Genomic DNA, 22,937 nt, shown 5'->3' on the forward strand with positions numbered 1-22,937 from the left:
CAAGGAGGGTGCACGCCAATGACCAGCACACCGGCTAACAAGCCGCGCCGCACGCGAGTGCGCCGCTGGCGCGTGTTGTGGCTGGCGGTGCTGTTATTGTCCTGGCTGGTGATCTTGGCGTTGTGGTTGCTGTGGCGCGCCAGCGGCATAGCGGTGCAGGACGTTACCTGGCAAGGCGGCTTGCACGTGGAACGCTGGAGCTGGTCACGCGCTGGCTGCGAAGTGATACGAGGCGAAGGGGTGGCCGTGCCGCTGCGCTGGCCACTGAAAGCCCACCTCGCCAGCGTGCACTGGCAAGGCTGCCCCGACGCTCACATTGAGGAAGCTCCCACCACACCGCTGAGCGAGCTGCGCGTGCCGAGCTTGCCGCGCACCCCGCCGTTCTCGTTGCAGATCGACGCCTTGCACTGGCCGGGCCTGCCGCCGGCCGCGCTAACGCTTGAGCTGCGTGATCAGCACTGGACGCTGATCGCCCGCCAGCAAGGCAATACGGCAACACTGCAACTGGCCCGGCTTGATGGCGAATGGAGCCTTGCAGCGGACGTGGCGCTACCGGCGCTGGCGCCGGATTGGCTTGGCAACATCACGGCACACGCATCCGGCACGCTGGTGGATGGCCGTCCGGCTGGCAGCCTGGTGGCAGAGGCCAGCCGGCTCGGGCATCGCAGCCAGCCGCAACGGGCAGATGCACGGTTGAACGCGCAACTCGATGCGCAGCGCTGGGCCGCGGCGCTGGCACTGACGGGGCCGATCGCGCTGCCCGGCGGCTGGGTGGTGGACACCGGCGAGGCATTGGCCGCCAGCGGTGATCTGGACGCGGGGCTTGAGGCGGTGCAGGCCAATGTGCGAGCGGTCGGCCCGGCTGGGGCGCTGCGACTGACACTCGCCTCGCAAGCGCCCGGCGCGGCGCAGGGCGCTGGCCATATCTCGCTGACAGGCGAGGCAATGCAGGGGGAATTGCCACTGAGCTGGGACGGCCGGCAACTGACGCTCGCGCCCGCCCGGCTCACCTTCAACGCGGTGCAATTAAGCTGGGATACTCCTTTAGTCGTGCCGCTTGCGCTACATGGCGACGTGCATTTGCCGCTGGTGGCCCGTTGGCAGGCGTTGATGTTGTCGGCGCCGCAAAGCCGGCTGGCCTGGGATGGCAGCGATTGGCAGTGGCAGGGCGCGCTCCGGCTGGCCGGCCACTGGAACGACTATCAGCTCTCCGGCGATTGGCGCGGCAGCGTGGCTGCAGAGGGCGCGCAGGGCGAGCCGGCGCGGCTGGCGATCGAACATCCTGATATGCAGTTGTTGGTACAGGTGCCCGTGGCGCAGCTTGCGCCGCCAGACTGGCGGGTGCCGATCCGCTTTGATGGCCAGTATCAGGCGTTTCCGCTCACGGGCGAGCTTGAGGCGGGTTATCACGGGCAGCAATTGCAGGGAGTGCTGCGGGCTGACTCGCGGCTGGCATTGCTGGATCAGGGCGGCGAGCTGCACCTGGCGTTGCCATGGCAGTGGACGGGCGAGCGCTTGCGGCTGTTGCCCGGCGAGCTACAGATGCGGCGCGGATTGTTCGGCACCGTGCTGGTGTATCCGCTGAAGCTCACCAATCCACAACCGCTTTATCTGGATGCGGACGGGCTACACGGTACGCTGGCGTTGGCTGGCGAGGGTGCGCTGGCCGAGCGCTGGCGCGTGCCGGCGCTGACGGGCACGTTGTCGGTCGCCGGGCTGGCCGGTGAGCTGGCGCTGGCCATCCGTGATTGGCAAAGCACACTGAATCTGGTGGCGGCGCAGCGGCAGGATGGCTTTGCCGGCGAGCTGGCGCTGTTCACCCCGCTGTCGCCGGAGCTGAGCCAGGGGCTGGGCGTGATGTTTCGCGGCGGCTTGCTGGAGGGCGATGCCCAGTGGCGCTGGGATGGCGCCGAGCCGGTGCTGGATGGCCGCCTGCGCTTGCGGGATCTGCAATTGGACTGGGGCGGTATTCGCGCAGATGGCGGCGCGGGCGAGTTGCGGTTGGCGGTGCGGGGCGAGGCTGTGCGGCTGGCCAGCGTCGGCCCACTGACGCTGGATGAGCTGGATATCGGTACACCCATTCGCAATGTGCGCATGACGCTGGACGACGGCGATCTGGCTACCTGGCAAGTCAGCGATATTTATGCCGATGTGTTGGGCGGTTATCTGCGAGCGCCAATGCTCACCTGGCCATCGCCAGCGTTCCAGACCATTGTGATCAGCCGTATCGATCTGGATCGGGTGGCAGCGTTGCAGCCTGATCCGGTGGTACAGTTAGCCGGCCGGGTCGGCGGCTTTCTGCCGCTTCAGCTTGGGGCAACCCATGTGGCCGTGCAGGGCGGTCGGCTGGCGAATGAAGAGCCGTTGGCATTGTTGCTGACGCCGTCGGCCGGCACGGAGGCGATGGCGAACTCGAACCGCGCTGTGCAATTGGCGCTGGAGAGCTTGTCGGTGTTGCAGATTGATGATTTTCTGGCGGCAGTGGATATGAGCGCCGATGGCTGGCTGGATGGTGCGGTCACCCTGCGTGGTGTGAATCCGCAACGAAAGGGCCTGCCGGTGGTCTTCAATTACACTCACCGGGAGAATGTGCTGGTGCTGCTGCGCAGCCTGCGTATCGGTGATGAGATCTCGCGGCAGGTGATGGAGCGCCAGCCGGGTGGGTTACGTTAACCTGTGTTGTGGTTGCCGAGCAGGCGCTGAAAGAGGGCAAGAATACATGAACAGACAATCGGGATTGGCGCGTGCCGTGTTGCTGGCGGTAGCTCTGTCTCCCTTGATCGCCTGTACGCCGCGCATTGCGCTGGAGGCGCCCAAGGAGCCCATCACCATCAATCTGAACGTCAAGATTGATCACGAGATACGCCTGCGCGTGGAGCAGGATATCGATCAGCTGTTCAGCGCCGACAGCGATCTGTTCTAGGAGGCCAAACATGAAGAAATTCCGATTTGTTGTTGCCGCCCTGTTGCTGACCTTCACTGGCGCCGTGCTGGCCCTGGATCTGGATACGGCGAAAGCACAGGGGCTGGTGGGCGAGCAGCCGAACGGTTATCTGGGCGTGGTGAAAGCGACACCGGAAGCGGTGGAGCTGGTGGCGGACATCAATGATCGCCGCCGCGATGCGTATCAGCGTATTGCGCGAGAAAATGGCATTACGCTGGATCAGGTGAGCAACCTGGCCGGGCAAAAAGCCATTGAGCGTGCCGGCAGTGGCACTTATGTGCGCACGCCGGATGGCCAGTGGGTGACCAAGTAGCTTGCCAGCTGCGAGGCTGCGCGATGCAGCCTCGCTTTGCGTGCCGGCAGTGCGCCGGTTCACGCATTACAGGCCGCCGTTGGACAGCGTTGGAAATCTCCTTCTAGGGTATTTGCCAGGGGCAGGCAATCAAGGAGGAGCACATCATGCGTATCAGTCTCAAGCCACTTTCCCGACAGACTATGGTGATTACCGGCGGCAGCTCCGGTATCGGCCTGGCAACGGCTCGCCGGGCCGTGCAGCGCGGTGCCAGAGTAGTGCTGGTGGCCCGCGATGAAGACACGCTCAAATCTGTTTGCCACGAGCTGGCGCGGGGCGAAGGTCAGGCAGATTATGTGGTCGCCGATGTGGGTGATCGTGCACAGGTTCGCCATGTGGTCGATACGGTGGTGGAGCGCTACGGCGGTTTTGATACCTGGATCAACGATGCCGGTGTCGGCGTGTACGCCCGCCTGGAAGAAATCAGCGACGAAGATCACGCCCGCTTGTTCCAGACCAATTACTGGGGTGTGGTGTACGGTTCCACCGAAGCCTTGCGGCACCTGCGCCAGCGGGGCGGCGCGCTGATCAATATCGGTTCCATTTCAAGTGATGTGCCGGCGCCGATTCTGAGCGCCTACACGGCCTCGAAACATGCCGTCAAAGGCTTCACCAATTCCCTGCGCCTTGAGCTTATCCATGATCATGCGCCGGTATCGGTGACATTGATCCGGCCCAGCGGCGTGCACACGCCGTTTGGCCAGCATGCGCGCAATTATCTCGATAAGGCATCACAGGTGCCGCCGCCGGTCTACCATCCCGAGCTGGTGGCCAATGCGGTGTTGCATGCGGCGGAACATCCGATGCGTGAAATCACCATTGGCGGCAGCGGCATGGCCATGACCTGGCTTACACGACTGTTGCCCCGGCTGGCGGACAAGCTTTTCACCTACAGTTATTTCCGCACGGCAGTCAGCGATGATGAGCCGCGCGGCGGTGGCTCGGCGTTGCATCAGTCCGCCGGCGGCGGCCATGAATTGGGTGATCAGCAGAGTCATATTCGGCGCATGAGTTTCTACACCCGGCATCAGATGTCGCCGTGGATGACGGCGGGGTGTGTTGCGGCGGCAGCGGCATTGACTGTTGGCGCAGTGAAATGCGCACCGCATGTGCGGGCACATTTCACCGGGCAGTCGCGCTCGCCGGTGCAGCGCCTGATGAGGCGCTGACCGGCAACGGATTGAAAAGGAACTGGTGCGACAGAATGCGCCGGTCACGCGCATGTCACCGCTGCAGTTTCAGAAAAAAACTGCGCTTGCATGAAGCTCGCCGGCTGATGCTGACGGAGGGGCTGGAGGCCGCCACCGCCAGCTATCGTGTGGGCTACGAAAGCCCGTCACATTTCAGCCGTGAGTACAGCCGCATGTTCGGTGCGCCGCCGCGTGCTGATGTCAGCAAACTACGGAGCGATCAGCGCGTGGCGTCTTCAGCCTGAGCAACCGCCGCAAGCGGTGGCTCAACGGCGGGCCAGCTGCATGTTGCGCTCTGATACCTGGCTGTTGAGTGTCCATAGATCGTACAGATAGCCGATCAGGAACAGCCCGCCTGTGAACAGATAAATGATGCCGGTGATCCATTTGCCTTGGTACATGCGGTGAATGCCGAACACGCCGAGAAAGGTCAGCAGCACCCAGGCGATGTTGTAGTCGATGGCGCCGGAGCGGAAGCGGTGGTCAGCTTGGCGGTCCATGGCCGGAATCAGGAACAGGTCAATGATCCAGCCGATCAGAAACAGGCCGAAGGTAAAGAACCAGATGGTGCCGGTGATGGGCTTGCCGTAATAAAAACGGTGTGAGCCGGTAAAACCGAAAACCCATAGCAGATAGCCGAATATTTTGCTGTGCGTGTCGTGCCTGAAGGTGATGTCCCGCATGCCGTGCTCCCGAAGTCTGTTGTTCTGTTGTGCTGCTGACACATAAGAACATGCGGGAACGCGATCTGTTCCCGCTTGAGTGTTACAAGGTGCGCTACAGGGTGACGTCGATTGCGCCGACCACGGCCAGCGCCTTGTCGACTGCGTCGGTGATATCTTCGCCACGCGCCAGGCCCACGCCCAGACGGCGCTCGCCGTGCACCTCAGGCTTGCCGAACAGACGCAGGTCGGTATCCGGTTGCGCCAGCGCTGCGGCCAGGTTGCCGTAGGTCATGCGCTCGGATTCGCCGGGCACCAGCAACACTGCCGAGGCGCTTGGCCCAAGCTGGCGGATGACCGGGATCGGTAAATCCAGAATTGCGCGTGCGTGCAGCTCGAACTCGGACAGGTTCTGGGAAATCAGCGTGACCATGCCGGTGTCGTGTGGGCGCGGAGATACTTCGCTGAAATACACAGCGTCGCCTTTGATGAACAGCTCCACGCCGAACACGCCCTGGCCACCCAGCGCTTCGGTAATCGCTGCGGCGATGCGTTCCGCCTCTGCCAGCGCAACCGGGCTCATCGGCTGCGGCTGCCAGGATTCGCGGTAGTCACCCCGTTCCTGACGGTGGCCGATGGGTGCGCAGAATGAGGTACCGTCGCGGTGGCGAACCGTCAGCAGGGTTATTTCGTAATCGAAATCCACAAAGCCTTCGACGATCACACGCCCCCGGCCAGCGCGCCCGCCCGATTGGGCATGTTCCCAGGCGGCGGCGATATCGGCATCGCTGTGCACGGTGCTCTGGCCCTTGCCGGAAGACGACATGACGGGTTTGACCACACAAGGCAGGCCGATGGCGGCAATGGCGTCACGATATTCCTGCTCGGTTTCCGCGAATCGGTAGGGTGAGGTGGCGACGCCAAGCTCCTCCGCGGCCAGCCGGCGGATGCCCTCGCGGTTCATGGTCAGTTGCGCTGCGCGGGCGGTCGGGATCACGCGCAAGCCTTCCTGTTCCATTTCCACCAGTGTGTCGGTGGCAATGGCTTCTATCTCGGGCACCACCAGATGCGGCTGTTCCTGTTCGATCACGGCGCGCAAGGCGGCGCCATCAAGCATTGAAATCACATGGCTGCGATGCGCCACCTGCATCGCCGGTGCGTTGGCGTAGCGATCCACCGCGATAACTTCGCAGCCCAGGCGTTGCAACGCAATGACGACTTCCTTGCCCAGCTCGCCACTGCCGAGCATCAGCACACGGGTGGCGGTGGGGGAAAGCGGGGTTCCAAGAATCGGCTGGCTCATGATGGCTCTCTGTTGTCTCGTGTCTTGTGTGCTCAATGAAAGCTGGCGCAGACTGCAAAGGCTCACGCGGCAGGGCGTCTGCCCGGTGTCTTCTCGGCCGGTGTCTTCACGGCAGCGGCGGCAGTTTACCTGATGCGGCCGAGGCTGGCAGTGGCAGCAGTGCCCCGGTCTGGGCACGGTGGCCGGGGCAGATGTGTGCGCTCATTGGTGGCAGGCAAGCAGCGGCAGCCAAGGTTGCTCGCAAAGAGGCATGGCCTGCCTCTGTCTGCCGTGAACGATTAGACTTGGTCTTTCTTTGCCCAGCGCCTCACAGAGTGCGCCGGGCGTTGTGCTTGGTGCGGGAGAGAGTGTTGTCACCGATGGCGGACGATGAAACATGGATGCGCGAAGCGCTGGCGCTTGCCGAGCAGGCGGTGGCGGCCGGTGAAGTGCCGGTCGGCGCCCTGGTGGTGCGTGACGGCGTAGTGCTGGGGCGCGGCTGGAACAGCCCGATCAGCAGCAACGATCCCACTGCCCATGCGGAGGTGGTGGCGCTGCGTGATGCGGCGCAGCAGCAGGCCAATTACCGACTGGCCGGCGCGACGCTTTACGTCACCATTGAGCCATGCACCATGTGTTTCGGCGCACTGATGCATGCTCGCATCAGCAGGCTGGTTTACGGTGCCACCGAGCCTCGTGCGGGCACCTGCATCAGCCAGCTGCGGTTGCCGGAGCAGACGTTCTACAACCACCGCATCGAGGTGATCGGCGGTGTGCTCGCGGAGCAGAGCGCAGCGATGCTGCGTGCTTTCTTTCGTCAGCGGCGTGGCGGGCGCAACGGCCTCTGATGGCCAGGCCGTTATCGAGAGAGGCTTATGGTCGAAAGCGCTTTCAAGGGTTTCTAAAGGTAAGGGTTGCTAAAGGTAAGAGCGGCTAAAGATTGCCGCTGGCTTGCGGCGCGGGCTGTGCCATGGCCAGCAGCATCTCGCTGTGCCGCTGCGTATTGGTGGCCCACACCAGCGTATCGTAATAGGCGCGAATGGCGCGCACATACACCACCGCCTGGCCGCCGCCGCTGGCGTAGCCATGGCGCGCATCGCGGTAATATTGCGGTTGGCGCAACAATGGCAGGCGGCCGCGCACATCCGCCCACAGATCCGGGTTGCCGCCCTGGCGCTGCGTCAGCACGCGGGCGTCCTCAAGATGCCCGATGCCGGCGTTGTAGGCTGCGACGGCCATCCAGGTGCGATCAGGTTCGCCGATTCGCTCCGGCAGGCGATCATGCAGCTTGCGCAGGTAGGCGGCGCCGGCGTGGATACTCTGTAGCGGGTCTTCGCGGTCGCTGACGCCCATTTCGGCAGCGGTGTTGCGGGTCAGCATCATCAGGCCACGCACGCCGGTGGGAGATACCGCAGCCGGATCCCACATGGATTCCTGATAGCCTACGGCGGCCAGCAGGCGCCAATCGAAGCCGGTCGTGTCGCCTGCGTCGCGGAAGGCGGTGGCGTATTCCGGCAGCCGGTGATCCAGATGGCGAATAAACGAACGAGCCGCATAGAGGTTGAAGCGCTCGGCATGGCCGTAGAAGCGCTGCTCAAGGCGAGCTACGGTGCCATCGGCCTTGACACGGGTGAGATAGCGCTGCGCTGCCTGATAAAGCTGTGCCTGGGGTTCGCGGCGGAAGGCCCAGCCCAATTGCGCTTCGCTGGCATCAAACGCGCTCACCAGTTCGGGGAACAATGCCCGGTGCATCAGATAGGCATTGGAATCGACCATGGTGTAATCCGCCTGGCCATCATGTACCCGTGACAACAGCTGTTCGGCGCTGGCGCCCGGCAGCTCTTCCACGTCCAGAAACGGTACTTCCTGCTGCAACAAGGCCAGCTGTTCAGCGTGGCTGCTGCCTGCCAGCACGACAATGCGGCGCCCGGCCAGATCGCTGATGTTGCGCGGGCGCGGCTCGCCGAGGCGGTAAATGATCTGTTCCTGAACGGTCTGGTAACCGGTGGAGAAATCGAACTGCAATTTGCGGCGCGGGCTGATGGTCAGGCCCGCAGCAGCCAGATCGGCGCGGCCATCCCGCACGGCGAGAAAGATATCTTCAAGGGTGTCGGTTTCCAGCATGCGCAGCTCGACGCCCAGCTCCCGTGCAAAGCCGGCGGCCAGCTCGTATTCCAGGCCGGTTGCGCCGTGCTGATCATGATAATAGGTGGTTGGTGCAAGCCGGGTCGCCACGACCAGCTCGCCACGGGCCTGGATCTGTTCCAGCGCGCTGGGTGCTGGCCGCATGGCTGTGACCATGGCTACCATCAGCAGCACTGCCACAGGCACCAGGGCGTGTGTGAATTGTCTTGTCAGTGCGCTCATATCCGGTTCCAATGCGGGCCAGATGGGTATTCTGGCGCGCCGGTGCTGCCGCTTCCGATCTGTTCCCTGCTCCCCTCCCATTGGCAGGCAGGCTGGCGGCAGGCTCGTGAGCTTCGCACATCCTGTGCACGGGCTCTGATTGGCGCGAATTTTATCACGCGCAAGGGCAATATCGGGGCTATTTGTCCGACAATCAACAGCTTGGCGCATGACAGGCGCATTTTCAGGCCACTGGCTGGGGCGGCCCCTCGGAAAGGCGGCTGAGAGCAACTGGTACGGATGCCCCGGAAACCTGAGACGACGCCGCTACGGCGCGGCAGCCACCGCAAACCGGATTTTGCCGTTTGGCTGCGGCTGCTATCAGGGCTCAAATCCCGTATCATTCGCCTCCCTCATCCCTCCCGAATTTGGCTGAACGAGTTATGCTGATACTTCCCGGTTCCCCCGCGTTGTCCGCGTTCCGTCAGGAAAAGCTGTTGCAGTCGCTGCCCGGCGTCCAGGCGCTTGGTGCGCGCTTCGTCCATTTTGTGGATACGGACGGCGAGCTTGATGCTCGTGAACACGATGTACTGGCGAAGCTGCTCAGCTATGGCCCGGCCAGCGAGGCCGCGCTGCCGGAAGGGCAGCTGTATGTCGTCGTGCCGCGGCCCGGCACCATTTCACCCTGGTCGTCGAAAGCCACCGAGATTTGCCATAACGCCGGGCTGCACAAAGTGCGCCGGGTGGAGCGTGGCATCGAGTACCGGCTGGTGTTCGGCGCGGGCGAAATCGAGCAGGAAGCAGTGCTGGCGGCACTTCGCGATCGTATGACCGAAGCGGCGCTGCCAAAGCTGGAAGATGCCGCCTGCCTGTTCGAGCGCCACGCGCCCCGGCCATTGGCGCGCATTGATATTCTCGGCGGCGGCCGCGCTGCGCTGGAGCGCGCCAACAGCGAGCTCGGTCTGGCGCTGGCGGAAGATGAAATCGATTACCTGATGACGCAGTTCACGCGCCTGGAACGTAATCCCACCGACGCCGAGCTGATGATGTTCGCCCAGGCAAACTCGGAGCATTGCCGGCACAAGATATTCAACGCCAGCTGGGTGATCGACGGAGAGCAGCAGGACAACAGCCTGTTCGGGATGATTCGCAATACCTTCAAGCAGCATCCGGGGCGCGTGCTGTCCGCCTACAAGGATAATGCTGCGGTGATGGCGGGCTCGGATGCATCACGCTTCTTCCCGCACCCGGATACCGGCGTCTATCACTATGTGCAAGAGCCGGTACATATTCTGATGAAGGTGGAAACGCACAATCACCCGACGGCGATTGCGCCGTTTCCCGGCGCGGCAACCGGTTCCGGCGGCGAGATTCGTGACGAAGGCGCCACCGGGCTGGGTGGCAAGCCGAAGGCGGGCCTGGCCGGTTTCTCCGTATCAAACCTGAATATCCCCGGCTTCGAGCAGCCCTGGGAGCAGGCGTACGGCAAGCCGGATCGTATCGCCTCGGCGCTGGATATCATGATCGAGGGCCCACTTGGCGGCGCTGCGTTCAACAACGAGTTCGGCCGCCCCAACCTGTGCGGTTATTTCCGTACGCTGGAGCTGAAAGCGCCGGGTGCCAACGGTGACGAAGTGCGCGGTTATCACAAGCCGATCATGATCGCAGGCGGCCTGGGCAGCATTCGTGCCGAGCATGTGGAAAAGAAGGAAATCCCGGTCGGCGCGCACATCATCGTGCTGGGCGGCCCGGCATTGTTGATTGGTCTGGGCGGCGGTGCGGCCTCCTCGATGGCATCCGGGCAAAGCGCGGAAGATCTGGATTTTGCTTCGGTGCAGCGGGACAACCCCGAGATCGAGCGGCGCTGTCAGGAAGTGATTGATCGCTGCTGGGCGCAAGGCGAGAACAACCCGATCGTCTCGCTGCATGATGTCGGCGCTGGCGGCTTGTCCAATGCCCTGCCGGAGCTGGTGCATGATGCCGGCCGTGGTGCGCGGCTGGAGCTGCGCAAGATTCCCTGCGATGAACCCGGCATGAGCCCCGTGGAAATCTGGTGCAACGAAGCACAGGAGCGTTATGTGCTGGCCGTGCTGCCGGAAGATCTGCCCCGTTTTGCTGCTCTGTGCGAGCGCGAGCGCGCGCCGTTTGCTGTGCTGGGCCAGGCCACCGAGCTTGAGCATCTGCATGTCGAAGACAGCCACTTCAACGAGCCGCCGGTGGATCTGCCGATGGATGTGCTGTTCGGCAAGCCGCCAAAAATGGAGCGGGAGTTCGAGCGCACGGATTTTCAGCGCCAGCCTTTCGATCTCGCTGAAGTCGAATTGAAGGAAGCTGTGCAGCGGGTGTTGAATTTGCCGAGCGTGGCAGCCAAAACCTTCCTGATCGCCATTGGTGATCGCAGTGTGGGCGGGCTGGTATATCGCGATCAGATGGTCGGCCCCTGGCAGGTGCCGGTTGCGGATTGCGCAGTGACCGCCAGTGGTTTTCAGCACTACACCGGCGAAGCAATGGCGATGGGAGAGCGTACCCCGGCAGCCCTGGTAGATGCGCCAGCATCAGGACGCATGGCTGTCGCCGAGGCACTGACCAACCTGGCCGCCGCAGACGTGGGCGAGCTGTCGTCGGTGAGCCTGTCGGCGAACTGGATGGCCGCTGCCGGGCACCCCGGCGAAGACCAGAACCTGTTCGATACCGTCGAGGCGGTGGGCATGGAATTGTGCCCGGCGCTGGGCATCAATATTCCGGTCGGCAAGGATTCGCTGTCCATGCGCACCCTGTGGACTGACAAGGGAATCGAAAAGAGTGTGGTCGCGCCGTTGTCGCTGATCGTGTCGGCCTTCGCGCCCGTGCGCGATATTCGCAAGACGCTGACCCCCCAGCTGCGCACCGAAGAAGACAGCGTGCTGATTCTGATCGACCTTGGCTGTGGGCAGAACCGTCTCGGTGGTTCGGCGCTGGCACAGGTATACGGTCAGGTGGGCGATGTCGCGCCGGATATCGATGATCCGAAGCAGCTCAAGCAGTTCTTCCAGGTGACACAGAACCTGCTTGCCGAGCAATCACTGCTGGCTTACCACGATCGCTCCGACGGTGGCCTGTTTGCCACCGTTGCCGAGATGGCCTTCGCCGGCCGCTGCGGCGTTGATCTGGTGCTGGATCATATTGCCGGTGATGACGAGGAAGCGCTGGCCGCCTTGTTTGCCGAAGAGGCCGGTGCGGTATTGCAGGTGCGTACAGATCGCGCTGATCACGTCATTGCCGAGTATGCCGAAGCAGGGCTGGGTGAGTGCGTGCACCGCATAGGCGAGCTGAACCACGATGATGTGCTGCGCATTCGCCTCGGCGGCGCCGTATTGCTGGAATCGCCGCGCCGCACGCTGCACCAGAACTGGGCCGAAACCAGCTACCGTATCCAGGCACTGCGCGACAACCCGTCCTGCGCTGAGCAGGAGTTTGATGCAATTCCCGAGGCGAACGATCCCGGCCTGACGGTGCGCCTGACGTTTGACATGACCGACAATCCGGCCGCGCCGTTGTTGAGCCTGTCGGAGCGCCCGCGTGTGGCGATCCTGCGTGAGCAGGGCGTCAACGGCCAGGTGGAAATGGCTGCCGCCTTCGAACGCGCCGGCTTCACCACCGTCGATGTGCACATGAGCGATCTGCTGGCCGGGCGAGTGGATCTGGCCGATTTCCGCGGCCTGGTCGCGTGCGGCGGTTTCTCCTACGGCGATGTGCTGGGCGCAGGCGAAGGCTGGGCAAAAACGATCCTGTACAACGATAGCCTGCGCGATATGTTCAATCGCTTTTTCTATCGCGAGGACACCTTTGCACTGGGTGTCTGCAACGGTTGCCAGATGTTCTCCGCGCTCAAGGAGCTGATTCCGGGCACCGAGCACTGGCCGCGTTTTGTGCGCAATCAGAGCGAGCAGTTCGAGGCACGCACGACGCTGGTGGAAATCACCTCGTCGCCCTCGATTTTTTTCGACGGCATGGCCGGCACGCGCTTGCCAGTGGTGGTTGCGCACGGTGAAGGGCAGGCGGAAATCAGCGATGAAGCGTTGGCCCGTTGCCACGAAAACAATCTGCTGGCGGCGCGCTTTGTCGATTCGCTGGGTAACCCGACCGAGCGCTACCCCGCCAACCCGAATGGTTCCAAGCAGGGTGTCACAGGCTTCAGCAACACCGATGGCCGCGTGACCATCATGATGCCGCACCCGGAGCGCGCATTCCGAGTGGTGCAAAACAGCTGGCACCCGGATGACTGGAAAGCGTTCGAAGATGGCCCCTGGCTGCGCATGTTCCAGAATGCACGCAAATGGGTTGGCTGACGCCAGGACGGGTCATCAAGGACACGTTACGTTATGAGTGAAAAAACCTTCGGGCCGTTTGAATTACTGGCGGCCCACAAGGGCGATGTGCCGGCAAATTTTATCGCGCACCGGCGCATCGCTGCGGCCATGCAGCAGCTTGCCGAGCGGTTGATCCGCGCCGAGGCCAGTCAGGCCGAACTGGAGCAATGGGCGGCTGCGCTGGAGCAGCTGGCAGAGACTGTCGGCCAGCCTGAGCGGCGTGATACCCGGGCGGCGAACCGTCGCGTGTTCAGTGGTGCCGCCACCGCCGCTGATATCTTCGACATGATGGATTTTGACCCGGCAGGCGGCTTGTCCAATCCGGTGTCGCCGCCACTGCGGTTTATCAAGGAAACGCCGGAAGGCGTCGAGGCCGAAGTCTATCTGGGGCTGCACTATCAAGGCCCGCCGGGACGCGTGCACGGCGGCGTGATCGCCATGTTGCTGGACGCCGTGTTGTCGCGCGCCATGCACGCTTCCTTCAAGATCGGCGTCACCGGCACGCTCAATGTGCGCTACCTCGCCGGTACGCCCATCGAGACCACGGTGCGCTTCACCGCACGCCTGCGCGAAATGGATGGCCGCAAGATGTTCATCGAAGGCGGGGTATTTGCCGGCGAGGAGCAGACGGTGCAGGCAGAAGGCATCTTCCTGCAACCGCGCTTCGGTCGCTGATCTCCGTTCGCACTCGCGCCAGGGCTTGCCTGTTACAGGCAGCCCCGTGCAGTCAGGTTGTCAGCGCTTTGCCGTAGCCTGTCGCCATCTGCGGATACCCTGCCGGGCAGGTCAGCAGATGGCATGTTTGGCCATGGGGTTTGGCCGTCGGTCAGGCTAATCTCTGCGCCTTTGGGCGGATGCTGCCCCGCTGTGCCTTTCCGGCAACCAGTATGGCATCAGCGCGACATCAGAAAACCCGCTTTTCAGGAGAACTGCATTGAGCAACAACTACGGCCTGTTTACTCACCGTATTGCCGAGCCCCACGAGCCTGACGAGGAATACGCCGTGCGCCGGGCACTGGCGGCGTCGCTGCGTCAAATCCAGGATCGGCTGGTGCGGCTGGATGCCCCGCAGAACATGCTCGAACAATGGGCGGCGCAAATGGCGATCATTGCCGGGCAAGTGCAGGAATACCCGCGCCGGGGGCAGATGGCGGCGTTTCAGCGGCTGTACATGGAGCAAGGCAGCCACCGCGATGTGCTGGATGCTTTCGATCACGAGATCATGACGGGATTGTCGTCGTCCCTGGCGCCGCCGCTGTCCGTGTGGCTGGATGGCGACGTAGTGCGCGGGCGGGTCAATCTCGGCCTGCCCTGGCAGGGGCCGCCTGGCCGTGTGCACGGTGGCGTGGTGGCGCTGATGCTGGATATCCTGATGGCCAAGACTCAGGACATGGTGCACGGCATAGGCATGACGGGCACGCTGAATATCCGTTATCAGGCCGGCACACCACTGAAGACGGATATTGACATGGAGGCACGTATCCAGAGCCTGGAGGGCCGCAAGTTGTTTGTCGAGGGGCTGTTCTTTGTCGCTGGTGAGCAAGTGGTGCGTGCCGAGGGCGTATGGATTTGCGCCAGAGGAGAATACCGCTGGCGCGATGGCTTTCCCTTGGCATCGCGGCTGAATTGAGGACGTATGAGCATATGAGTACCGTATACAAGCTCTGCTTTTATGTGCCGGCCTCGCATCTGGAAGAGGTCAAACAGGCCGTATTTGCAGCGGGAGCGGGTCGTATCGGCAATTACGATTGCTGCGCCTTTCAGGTGGCAGGCGAGGGCCAGTTCCGGCCGCTGGATGGCAGCCGGCCGTTCATCGGCCAGCAGGGCGAGATCGAGCGTGTGCCGGAATACCGCGTGGAAATGATCTGTGAGGAAAACGCCCTGCGCCCGGCGTTGGCCGCACTGCGGCTGGCTCACCCCTATGAAGAGCCGGCCATTGATCTGTGGCCGCTGGCGCCCTTGCCAGGCCCCTTGCCAGAATAGCCGCTCTCCGCCACTCGCCGCTAACGCTGGCTTTGCCTCCCGTACGTTGCGGAACCGCCTCACAGGTAAGCGCGTTGGAGTGTTCTGTACGCTTCGTAGCACCTTTGTTCTGAAACTGTAGTCCTGCCTTGTTCCCGATGGCCACGCTGGGCCAATAATCAATATACGCCTGCAAGGGGAGTATGACGACGTGCAGGCAAAATGCGCCGAGCAGAGTGGCCGGCACGATTGCCGCAGCCGCCGGCGCTCAGCGCATCCGGGGTATCGTGGAGAGCACCATGACATTGTTTCAGGCATTGCGATGGCTGGACGAGTTGGAGTATGTCATCGAGGCGCTGGCCCAGCAGGCCATCTCGGAGGCACGGGTGGCGTTGGTGGAGCTGATTCTGGAGGCGGAATCGGATGCGCAGCTCGATGGCAGTGAACGTACCATGCTGCTCAATACGCTGGAACGCGCTCGCACAGCGCTGCTGGGCGACGGCCACAGCGAGCCCCCAGGAGTGGCCGCCGCCACTATTCTGAGCAGCCTGACGCGGCGCCTGTGGCAGCAGGTGCATTGATGAGCCGGCGAGTGCACAACAAGGGCACAAGCACAGCACCAGCTCAAGTAGCCCCGCTTTGCGATATGTTATAACGTAGCTGCCGTATGCCCTGCGCCTGGCAGGCTGCATACGAGTGGTCGAGAGCACTTGCAAAGGAAGCACCTGCGCCTTCTGCAAGTTGCCCGGCGAGCCGGCAACAAGCGTTGCCAGCCTGCAGGAGACATATGCATGAGCACTATCAAGCAGGCTCTGGCGGCCGCAGAGCACACATGCCGCGAGCGGGGCGTGCGTTTCACCCCGGTGCGGCGGCGCGTGCTGGCGATCCTGCTGGAGCGGCCTCAGCCGCTGACGGCGTATCAGATTCTCGATCATCTTCGCACCGCCCAGCCCCGTGCCCAGCCGCCGACGGTGTACCGTGCGCTGGATTTCCTGCTGCACCAGGGGCTTGTCCACCGGATCGAATCCACCAACAGCTATCTGGCCTGCAATCACGGCCACGACCACACCGGCGAGCGTGCGGCCCATTGGCCGCAGTTTTTATTGTGTGATGAATGCGGTGACGCCCGTGAAGTGCCGTTGGCAGCCGAGCTGCAACATCTGCTGGCGCAATTGGCGCAGGGTCACGGATTCCATATCGGCAAGCGCCCGCTGGAGCTGCACGGGCTTTGCCGGCAATGCCGCAGCGCTGCATGACGACCGACCGCTGGCGCGCTGAAAACCTGCCCGTGAACCTGATCACCGGTATGCTCGGCGCGGGCAAAACCACACTGATTCGCCAGTTGCTGGGCCATGCTGCCGACGAGCGCTGGGCAGTGCTGGTCAACGAATTCGGCGAGGTGGGCCTGGATGGCGACTGGCTGGCCGCAAGCGGTGCACAGGTGCGCGAGGTGGCGGGCGGTTGCATGGGTTGCACCGCAGCGGTGGCGTTGCGTGTCACACTCAACCGGTTGATTCGCGAGACGCGCCCCACGCGGCTGCTGATCGAGCCTTCGGGGCTGGGCCACCCGGCAGAGCTGCTGCGGCTGCTGCGCGACCCGGTGTATCAGGGCGTGCTCGATCTCGGCGCGACCCTGTGCCTGATCGACCCCCGGCGCCTGGGCGATGCGCGTTTTGCGCAATCGCCACTCTGGTTGCAGCAACTGGCCTGTGCAGATGTGCTGGTGGGCACGCGGGCAGATTGCTGGGACGCCGCTGCGGAGCAGCATTGGCGGGCGCTTTGTGCACGGCGCCCGCAGCTACCGGCGGTGTGTTCCGCGCATGGCGAGCTGGATGCGGCCTGGCTTGCCGCGCCCCGGCGGCCCGCGGCAAGCGCGCCGGTATTTACCCTGTCCGCGCCGCTAACGCGGTGGGACGCGTGTGGCTGGCAGTTGCCATCAGGCTGGCAGGTGACAGAAACGGCGCTGCGTCGCTGGCTGGCCAGTTTTTCCTGGGAGCGGATCAAGGGCGAGCTGGCCGCTGTCGGCTGCGCAGGCTGGCGTCTTGATGCGGTGGCCGGGGAGATCACCCTGCTGCCCCTTGAATACCGGCCGGCAAGCCGCATTCAGGTGATAGTATCAGGTACTTGTGACTGGCCGGCACGCCAGCAGGCGTTGCTGGCATGTGGCGGCGGTGGCCGTTGAGAGATCAGGGCTCGGGCGTGCCCAGCGGGGCGATATCCTGAACGCGAATCGGGAACTCGCCGGTGGCGAGATCTTGCAGATAAAACCTCAGCGTGCGGGTAACGGTCGGAAACGCTAATTCGTCCCAAGGGATTTCCTTCGGGAGAAACAGCCCGACATCGGAGGATTCCTCGCCGACACCATAACGACCGTCTGCCAGCTCGCCGAGAAAGAACATATATACCTGATAGATGTGGGGCAGGTTGAAAACGGTGTAAAGGTCCGTGAGATTCACGGTGGCGCACGCTTCTTCCCAGGTTTCACGGATGGCGCCTTCTTGCAGCGTCTCGCCGTTTTCCATGAACCCGGCGGGCAGCGTCCAGTAGCCGGCGCGGGGCTGGATGGAGCGTTTGCAAAGCAGGATGCGCCCTTCCCAGACTGGCAGTGAACCCACCACGATCTTCGGATTCTGATAGTGAATGATCTGGCAGGCCGGGCACCAGTAGCGGGGCCGGTTGTCTCCCTCTGGAACATCGAAGCGGAGCTGATCGCTGCCGCAGTGGCTGCAAAACTTCATCGTGTGTCCGCATCATGCCAAGGCATACGCAGCCTATCGGCTTGCCGGCAGCCCTGCAACGCCGGACGGCGCCAGTCATATTGCGCTTGCCTGCCTTGCAGCGGCTGTTCAAACTGTCGTTTGAATGAGCGACCTTGTGCCCTGCGCTGGCGATGTGCCGGCTCGCTGGCGGGGCGGGAGAATGATAGGTGATCGAGATACTGAAAGAGCGCCTGCGCGGCTATCGCCTGCGCGAATTGCCTGTGCACCTGCCCGAGGCGGCGGTGCTGATGCCATTCACCGATCAGCCGGAGCCGGAGCTGATCCTGACCGTGCGCTCTGCCTTCATGCCGACTCATGCTGGCGAGGTGGCCTTTCCCGGTGGCAAGCGCGATCCCGGCGATCACAACCTGTTGGCCACCGCCTTGCGTGAATCCCGAGAGGAAGTCGGCATGGAGCCGGGCAGTGTCAATGTACTCGGCCAGTTATCGCCGCTGCCGTCTCGCTACGGCATGAAAGTGACGCCTTTTGTGGGGCTGGTCGATCCCGCCATCGAGCTGATTGCAGAGCCGGGCGAGATTGCCAGTATTTTCCGTGTGCCGCTGGGGTTTTTCCTGGATGCGCAGCCGGAGATGTCCGAGCCGGTGGATGTGTTCGGCAAACGCCTGCGCATGCCGAATTATTATTACGAAGACAAACGTATCTGGGGGCTGACGGCCTTCATGATTCTCGATCTGCTGAACCACGCCTTCGATGCAGGTATTCATTACGAATTCGAGGAAGAGACGCTGCAGGGGGAGCTGAAGTGATTTACACCATTGATGGCCGCCAGCTGGAAGCTCGCGGTGAATACTGGATCGCAGATAACGCCACTGTGATCGGCTCGGTAATACTGGGCGACAAGGCCAGCATCTGGTTCAACGCCGTACTACGAGCAGATACCGACTCCATTACCGTGGGCGATGAAACCAATATTCAGGATGGCGCGGTATTGCACGTCGACCCCGGCGTGCCGCTGACGCTGGGCCGTAATGTGACGGTCGGTCACAAGGCCATGCTGCATGGCTGCACGGTGGGTGACAACACGCTGATCGGCATCAACGCCGTGGTGCTTAACCGCGCCAGAATCGGCAGCAACTGCATCATCGGTGCCAATGCGCTGGTGCCCGAAGGCATGGAAATACCCGACAACTCGCTGGTGATGGGCTCGCCGGCGAAAGTGGTAAAGGAGCTCAGTGACGGGCACAAGGCAATGATTACCCTGGGCGGCATGCACTACGTTGCCCACGCCAAACACTTCGCTGCCAACCTGAAGCCGGACGCGCGATTCCATGGCGAATAATGCTGTGGCGAATGCCGTGGAGAGCGCCATGGAGAGTGCCATGGAGAGTGCCATGGAGAGCGCCGTGGAGGATGGGGTGGCAAACGTGGGGGCAAGTGCAAGAGGGAACGCAGTAGAGAGTGTTGTGGAGAACACGGCGAATATGCCCACAGAGAGCCCGGTAAAGAGTGCAACGAAGAGTGTGGCGAGCAGCGCAGCACATAACGTGGCGGGCAATGCGGCAAAAAGCGCGTCGGATAACGCGGCAGCACGCATCGCCGACACGGTAGCGTCACCATGCGTCAGCATCTGCGCGCTGGATGGTGACGATTTATGCGTCGGTTGTTTCCGCACGGGTAACGAAATCAGCTATTGGGGGCGGTTGCCGGCGCCCTGGCAGCGTGAAGTGCTGGCACGCTCGCAGCAGCGTATGGCAGGCCAGCCGGCGTCCTGCGTAGTGGCTCAGGCGCGCGCGGAAGGCAGTCTGTGAGCACCGCTGCAACGGTGCGGCCACCGCGAGTGGGCCTGGCGCTGGGCAGTGGCTCGGCGCGTGGCTGGTCCCATATCGGTGTGATACAGGCGCTGGAAGACATGGGCATTCGACCGGATGTGGTGGCCGGCACCTCCATTGGCGCGCTGGTCGGCGCGGTCTACGTTTCCGGCCAGTTGGCGGCTTTCAGTGACTGGGTGACACGGCTTACTTTTCGCGACGTGCTGGGTTATCTGGATATCGGTTTCAGTGGCGGCGTCGTGAAAGGCGAAAAGCTGTTCAATTTCTTTTCGGAGCACCACCAGAACCCCGATATCGAATCACTTGAACAGCGCTTTGCCACCGTGGCCACCGACATGAAACTGGGCCGCGAAGTGTGGATTCAAACCGGCTCGGTGCTGGATGCCGCCCGCGCTTCCTGTGCCTTGCCGGGGTTGTTTGCGCCGTTCCAGCATGACGGGCGCTGGATGCTGGATGGCGGCCTGGTCAATCCGGTGCCGGTGTCCGTTTGCCGCGCCCTGGGTGCCGAGCTGGTGATCGCGGTCAATCTCAATGGCCAGTTGATCGGGCGCCACCTGACCCGCCATGACATCAGCAACCAGACGCTGGAAGAACCCGCAGGTGATGATGTGCCAGAACCCGCCGCACTCGCAAAGGAAAGCGAGGCAGCGGCAGAGCGCTCCATGTGGGGCAAGGTAATGGATTATTTCTCGTCACCCGCGGACGGTACTGCCGAGCCTGTGCCGGGCTTCTTCGATGTGATCGGCGCCAGTGTCAACATCATGCAGGATCGTATCACCCGCAGCCGCATGGCAGGTGATCCCGCCGAGCTGAATCTGGTGCCGATGCTGGAAGATTACGCCATCATGGATTTTCATCGCGCAGCGGAAGCCATCGAAGAAGGCCGGCGCCTGGTGTATGCCAGCCGCGAGCGGCTGGAGTGGCTGATGGGGTGCTTGTGAAATTGTCGGGCGCTTATTTTTTCAATTGAACGGTGCCGCCGCTGATTTCAAACGGTGAGTTTTTGGTTTCCTCTTCACCGGCGGCGACAATTTCATAACCGGATACTGCGCATGATGGAGGTGTGTTTCTTGCGGGCGGCCGTGGCTGCTTCTGCGGACTACGTTGTCGGCTGCCGCTGGCGCACTCGGGCTGTGCGAACGCGGTTGTCTTTTACCTGCATGACCTCAATCAGATAATCCCCAAGACGAAATGACGTGCTGCTCGCCGGGATGTGTTCCAGATGCTCGAGGATCAGCCCATTGAGCGTTTTGGGGCCATCGGTGGGCAGCTCCCAGTGCAAGGTACGGTTGATTTCGCGCAGATGAGTGGTGCCGTCAATCACGAAACTGCCGTCCTCTTGCGGCACGATGCCCTGATGGCTGGCGGCGAGATCGGTGGTAAATTCGCCGACGATTTCTTCCAGTATATCTTCCAGCGTAATCAGCCCCAGCACATCACCGTATTCATCCACCACCACGCCGAGGCGGCGGCGGGCATTCTGAAAGTTGATCAGCTGTTTATGCAGCGGCGTGCCTTCCGGCACAAAATAGGGCTCGACGGAGTGCTGCATCAGTTCCGCCTTGTTCACCTGCGGGCGCATCAGCAGCCGGCTTACTTTACGTAGATGCAGGATGCCGATGACGTTGTTCGGGTCGCTGCGGTAGATGGGCAGGCGAGTGTGTTGGGAGCTGCGCAGCAGGTTGAGAATGTCGCCGATATCATCGTCGATATCGATGCCTACAATTTCGCTGCGCGGAATCATGATGTCTTCGACGGTGACCTTTTCCAGATCAAGGATATTGAGCAGCATTTTCTGGTGCCGGGGTGGAATCAGAGCGCCGGCTTCATTCACGACGGTGCGCAGTTCCTCCGGGCTGAGATCATCACTGCCATGCAATTCACGGACCCCTACAAGCCGCAGCAAGCCGTTGCTGATGCCCGTGACAGCCCAGACAACAGGGGCCAGCGGCACCATCAGTGGCTTCAGGATCAGGCTGGCGGGGTAGGCGATAGCGTCCGGGCGGCGTGCGGCAAAGGTTTTCGGCGTTACTTCTGCGCAGATCAGCAGGATCAATGTGAACACGAAAGGCGCCAGCGCTGCACCCGTGTTACCGAACCAGGAAATTGCCAGCAGGGCTGTCAGTGTGACGGCATAGTTGTTCACAAAATTATTGCCGACCAGAATCATGCCCAGCAGACGGTCGGTGCGCGTCAGCAAGGCTTCGACGCGGCGGGCGCCACGATGCCCCTGGCGCGACAAGTGCCGCAGGCGGTAGCGGTTGAGCGCCACCATGCCTGTTTCACTGGCGGAAAAGAAAGCGGAGGCCAGCAGCAACAGGATCAGCAGGCCAATGAGCAGGGTTTCCGGGAGATCAGCCAAGACAAACGGGCCTGGATAGCAAACAGAAGGGGTATTGTCTGGAGCCATTCTGGCTGGGTCAAGCCGCAGCCGCTCAGGGCCGTAGAATGTACTCCAGCACCAGTTGCGAGCCGAAGAAAGCCAGCACCAGAATGACAAACCCGGCCAGCGTGAAGCGCACCGCCGTCAGTGCACGCCAACCGAGAAAATGGCGGCCTGCCAGCAGTGTGGCAAACAGGCCCCAGGCCACCACTGTCAGCACGGTCTTGTGCGCCACTTTTTGGGCGAGCAAATCGTCAAGATAGATAAAGCCGGCAATCATCGCCGCACTGAGCAGTAGCACGCCGGTCCAGAGCAGCTCGAACAACATGCGCTCCATTACCTGAATCGGCGGGAAGGCGCGCATCACGCCGCGAATATGGCCGCTTTTGAGTTGCCGATGCTGCACCAGCAGCAGTAACGATTGTGCGGCCGCGATGGCCAGCACGGCAGACGCGAGAATCGAGAGCAGTACATGGGTGGCCACGCCATGCTGGAGCGCGTGCGGGATATAGCCGGATTGCACCCATAGCATCGGCGGGATCGACAGGGCGCTGAGGGGAAACACCAACGCGCTCACCCACTCCAGCCGCCGATACAGGCTGGCGCTGATGACCATGGCCGCGCCCGTGCCGGTGATCAGCGATGCCATCGGGAACAGGCCCAGGCGCACGCCTTCATCGGTCACGGTGGTCAGCCACAGGCACAGCGCATGGCTGGCGACCGCCAGCATGCTCAGGGCCAGTAGCCACGGGCTGGGACGCCTGGCCACAGCGCCACGCAGGCGCCGTAGCACCAGGATCGATGCGGCGAGGTAAAGCAAAAAGGCGGCGAGGCCCGCCCAGCTGGCAATAGTCATAGGCGTCTGTTTTCCAATGGGCGGGCAGTATAACGCGCTCCCCAGGCCATCGCGAGCAGTCG

General features: G+C 62.7%; 22 protein-coding genes and 1 pseudogene. 17 read left to right on the forward strand and 6 right to left on the reverse strand.

The genetic code is table 11. The annotated features are described in order from the left end of the window. Positions 1-18 precede the first annotated feature (18 nt). From MU846_RS08805 to MU846_RS08825, 5 genes and pseudogenes are all read left to right on the forward strand, one after another. Positions 19-2,673 (forward strand): intermembrane phospholipid transport protein YdbH family protein, encoded by a 2,655-nt coding sequence (locus MU846_RS08805; RefSeq protein ID WP_246951785.1) that lies wholly within the window; start codon positions 19-21, stop codon positions 2,671-2,673. Between the two features lie 46 nt (positions 2,674-2,719). Next, complete coding sequence (locus MU846_RS08810) at positions 2,720-2,923, forward strand: YnbE family lipoprotein (RefSeq protein WP_246951787.1); 204 nt, start codon at positions 2,720-2,722, stop codon at positions 2,921-2,923. 10 nt (positions 2,924-2,933) lie between these two features. Further along, a complete protein-coding gene (locus MU846_RS08815) occupies positions 2,934-3,257 on the forward strand; it encodes a YdbL family probable chaperone protein (protein ID WP_246951789.1) in 324 nt (107 codons plus the stop codon). Between the two features lie 146 nt (positions 3,258-3,403). After that, positions 3,404-4,465 carry an SDR family oxidoreductase gene (locus MU846_RS08820; RefSeq protein WP_246951791.1) on the forward strand — a complete coding sequence of 354 codons (1,062 nt, stop codon included), beginning with the start codon at positions 3,404-3,406 and terminating at the stop codon, positions 4,463-4,465. A gap of 40 nt (positions 4,466-4,505) precedes the next feature. After that, positions 4,506-4,731 (forward strand): annotated as a pseudogene (locus MU846_RS08825) (helix-turn-helix domain-containing protein); the annotation flags it as partial. Positions 4,732-4,752: 21 nt separating this feature from the next. Here MU846_RS08825 and MU846_RS08830 read toward each other — a convergent pair. Beyond that, positions 4,753-5,169 (reverse strand): NINE protein, encoded by a 417-nt coding sequence (locus MU846_RS08830; RefSeq protein ID WP_246951793.1) that lies wholly within the window; start codon positions 5,167-5,169, stop codon positions 4,753-4,755. Positions 5,170-5,263: 94 nt separating this feature from the next. Then, positions 5,264-6,451, reverse strand: a complete 1,188-nt coding sequence (gene purT / locus MU846_RS08835; protein WP_246951795.1) for a formate-dependent phosphoribosylglycinamide formyltransferase — start codon at positions 6,449-6,451, stop codon at positions 5,264-5,266. A gap of 359 nt (positions 6,452-6,810) precedes the next feature. On the opposite strand from purT, the gene tadA reads away from it, so the two are divergent. Then, positions 6,811-7,278 (forward strand): tRNA adenosine(34) deaminase TadA, encoded by a 468-nt coding sequence (tadA, locus tag MU846_RS08840; protein WP_246951797.1) that lies wholly within the window; start codon positions 6,811-6,813, stop codon positions 7,276-7,278. A gap of 85 nt (positions 7,279-7,363) precedes the next feature. On the opposite strand, the gene mltF is transcribed toward tadA, so the two are convergent. Then, positions 7,364-8,797: a membrane-bound lytic murein transglycosylase MltF gene (gene mltF / locus MU846_RS08845; protein ID WP_246951799.1), complete on the reverse strand. Its 1,434-nt coding sequence runs from the start codon at positions 8,795-8,797 to the stop codon at positions 7,364-7,366. A gap of 422 nt (positions 8,798-9,219) precedes the next feature. On the opposite strand from mltF, the gene purL reads away from it, so the two are divergent. The 7 genes from purL (at position 9,220) to MU846_RS08880 (ending at position 17,269) form a co-directional block, all read left to right on the forward strand. Further along, complete coding sequence (purL, locus tag MU846_RS08850) at positions 9,220-13,104, forward strand: phosphoribosylformylglycinamidine synthase (RefSeq protein ID WP_246951800.1); 3,885 nt, start codon at positions 9,220-9,222, stop codon at positions 13,102-13,104. Between the two features lie 33 nt (positions 13,105-13,137). Beyond that, entirely contained in the window at positions 13,138-13,800 is a 663-nt protein-coding gene (locus MU846_RS08855; protein ID WP_246951802.1) for a PaaI family thioesterase, read from the forward strand. Between the two features lie 259 nt (positions 13,801-14,059). Further along, on the forward strand, positions 14,060-14,755 hold the full coding sequence (locus MU846_RS08860; RefSeq protein WP_246951804.1) for a PaaI family thioesterase: 696 nt from the start codon (positions 14,060-14,062) through the stop codon (positions 14,753-14,755). 14 nt (positions 14,756-14,769) lie between these two features. Continuing rightward, on the forward strand, positions 14,770-15,108 hold the full coding sequence (locus MU846_RS08865; RefSeq protein ID WP_246951806.1) for a YqfO family protein: 339 nt from the start codon (positions 14,770-14,772) through the stop codon (positions 15,106-15,108). A gap of 182 nt (positions 15,109-15,290) precedes the next feature. Beyond that, positions 15,291-15,668, forward strand: a complete 378-nt coding sequence (locus MU846_RS08870) for a hypothetical protein (RefSeq protein ID WP_246951808.1) — start codon at positions 15,291-15,293, stop codon at positions 15,666-15,668. A 210-nt stretch (positions 15,669-15,878) separates the two neighbouring features. After that, positions 15,879-16,343 carry a transcriptional repressor gene (locus MU846_RS08875; protein ID WP_246951810.1) on the forward strand — a complete coding sequence of 155 codons (465 nt, stop codon included), beginning with the start codon at positions 15,879-15,881 and terminating at the stop codon, positions 16,341-16,343. Beyond that, entirely contained in the window at positions 16,340-17,269 is a 930-nt protein-coding gene (locus tag MU846_RS08880) for a CobW family GTP-binding protein (RefSeq protein WP_246951812.1), read from the forward strand. The genes MU846_RS08875 and MU846_RS08880 overlap by 4 nt, the downstream gene beginning before the upstream one ends. Positions 17,270-17,273: 4 nt before the next feature. Here MU846_RS08880 and MU846_RS08885 read toward each other — a convergent pair whose 3' ends face one another. Then, positions 17,274-17,825, reverse strand: coding sequence for an NUDIX hydrolase (locus tag MU846_RS08885; RefSeq protein WP_246951814.1), 552 nt, complete (start codon positions 17,823-17,825; stop codon positions 17,274-17,276). 188 nt (positions 17,826-18,013) lie between these two features. On the opposite strand from MU846_RS08885, the gene MU846_RS08890 reads away from it, so the two are divergent. Genes MU846_RS08890 through MU846_RS08905 form a run of 4 tightly spaced genes read left to right on the forward strand, consistent with a single transcriptional unit; the run spans position 18,014 to position 20,577 of the window. Continuing rightward, the gene (locus MU846_RS08890) at positions 18,014-18,613 is read left to right on the forward strand and encodes a CoA pyrophosphatase (RefSeq protein ID WP_246951816.1); all 600 of its coding nucleotides are present in this window, start codon (positions 18,014-18,016) and stop codon (positions 18,611-18,613) included. Then, complete coding sequence (locus tag MU846_RS08895; protein WP_246951818.1) at positions 18,610-19,146, forward strand: gamma carbonic anhydrase family protein; 537 nt, start codon at positions 18,610-18,612, stop codon at positions 19,144-19,146. The genes MU846_RS08890 and MU846_RS08895 overlap by 4 nt, the downstream gene beginning before the upstream one ends. Next, positions 19,136-19,615, forward strand: coding sequence for a DUF1289 domain-containing protein (locus MU846_RS14625; RefSeq protein ID WP_306799329.1), 480 nt, complete (start codon positions 19,136-19,138; stop codon positions 19,613-19,615). Before MU846_RS08895 ends, MU846_RS14625 begins: the two co-directional genes overlap by 11 nt. After that, on the forward strand, positions 19,612-20,577 hold the full coding sequence (locus MU846_RS08905) for a patatin-like phospholipase family protein (RefSeq protein ID WP_246951820.1): 966 nt from the start codon (positions 19,612-19,614) through the stop codon (positions 20,575-20,577). The genes MU846_RS14625 and MU846_RS08905 overlap by 4 nt, the downstream gene beginning before the upstream one ends. 158 nt (positions 20,578-20,735) lie before the next feature. Here the strand turns inward: MU846_RS08905 and MU846_RS08910 are convergent, their stop codons facing one another. Then, the gene (locus tag MU846_RS08910; protein WP_246951822.1) at positions 20,736-21,998 is read right to left on the reverse strand and encodes an HlyC/CorC family transporter; all 1,263 of its coding nucleotides are present in this window, start codon (positions 21,996-21,998) and stop codon (positions 20,736-20,738) included. A gap of 73 nt (positions 21,999-22,071) precedes the next feature. Next, entirely contained in the window at positions 22,072-22,875 is an 804-nt protein-coding gene (locus tag MU846_RS08915) for a cytochrome C assembly family protein (RefSeq protein WP_246951824.1), read from the reverse strand. Positions 22,876-22,937 lie beyond the last annotated feature (62 nt).

Origin of the sequence: Alcanivorax quisquiliarum (assembly GCF_023051175.1) — a bacterium.
In the GTDB taxonomy this organism is placed as follows: Bacteria; Pseudomonadota; Gammaproteobacteria; order Pseudomonadales; family Alcanivoracaceae; genus Isoalcanivorax; species Isoalcanivorax quisquiliarum.

What these genes read in the sequence shown, in the direction of transcription:
- MU846_RS08880 (WP_246951812.1), top strand. Translation starts at nt 16,340, where the DNA reads ATGACGACCGACCGCTGGCGCGCTGAAAACCTGCCCGTGAACCTGATC.
- MU846_RS14625 (WP_306799329.1), top strand. Translation starts at nt 19,136, where the DNA reads ATGGCGAATAATGCTGTGGCGAATGCCGTGGAGAGCGCCATGGAGAGT.
- MU846_RS08915 (WP_246951824.1), bottom strand. Translation starts at nt 22,875, where the DNA reads ATGACTATTGCCAGCTGGGCGGGCCTCGCCGCCTTTTTGCTTTACCTC.
- tadA (WP_246951797.1), top strand. Translation starts at nt 6,811, where the DNA reads ATGGCGGACGATGAAACATGGATGCGCGAAGCGCTGGCGCTTGCCGAG.
- MU846_RS08805 (WP_246951785.1), top strand. Translation starts at nt 19, where the DNA reads ATGACCAGCACACCGGCTAACAAGCCGCGCCGCACGCGAGTGCGCCGC.
- MU846_RS08865 (WP_246951806.1), top strand. Translation starts at nt 14,770, where the DNA reads ATGAGTACCGTATACAAGCTCTGCTTTTATGTGCCGGCCTCGCATCTG.
- purT (WP_246951795.1), bottom strand. Translation starts at nt 6,451, where the DNA reads ATGAGCCAGCCGATTCTTGGAACCCCGCTTTCCCCCACCGCCACCCGT.
- MU846_RS08810 (WP_246951787.1), top strand. Translation starts at nt 2,720, where the DNA reads ATGAACAGACAATCGGGATTGGCGCGTGCCGTGTTGCTGGCGGTAGCT.
- MU846_RS08830 (WP_246951793.1), bottom strand. Translation starts at nt 5,169, where the DNA reads ATGCGGGACATCACCTTCAGGCACGACACGCACAGCAAAATATTCGGC.
- mltF (WP_246951799.1), bottom strand. Translation starts at nt 8,797, where the DNA reads ATGAGCGCACTGACAAGACAATTCACACACGCCCTGGTGCCTGTGGCA.
- MU846_RS08820 (WP_246951791.1), top strand. Translation starts at nt 3,404, where the DNA reads ATGCGTATCAGTCTCAAGCCACTTTCCCGACAGACTATGGTGATTACC.
- MU846_RS08875 (WP_246951810.1), top strand. Translation starts at nt 15,879, where the DNA reads ATGAGCACTATCAAGCAGGCTCTGGCGGCCGCAGAGCACACATGCCGC.
- purL (WP_246951800.1), top strand. Translation starts at nt 9,220, where the DNA reads ATGCTGATACTTCCCGGTTCCCCCGCGTTGTCCGCGTTCCGTCAGGAA.
- MU846_RS08870 (WP_246951808.1), top strand. Translation starts at nt 15,291, where the DNA reads ATGACGACGTGCAGGCAAAATGCGCCGAGCAGAGTGGCCGGCACGATT.
- MU846_RS08815 (WP_246951789.1), top strand. Translation starts at nt 2,934, where the DNA reads ATGAAGAAATTCCGATTTGTTGTTGCCGCCCTGTTGCTGACCTTCACT.
- MU846_RS08855 (WP_246951802.1), top strand. Translation starts at nt 13,138, where the DNA reads ATGAGTGAAAAAACCTTCGGGCCGTTTGAATTACTGGCGGCCCACAAG.
- MU846_RS08885 (WP_246951814.1), bottom strand. Translation starts at nt 17,825, where the DNA reads ATGAAGTTTTGCAGCCACTGCGGCAGCGATCAGCTCCGCTTCGATGTT.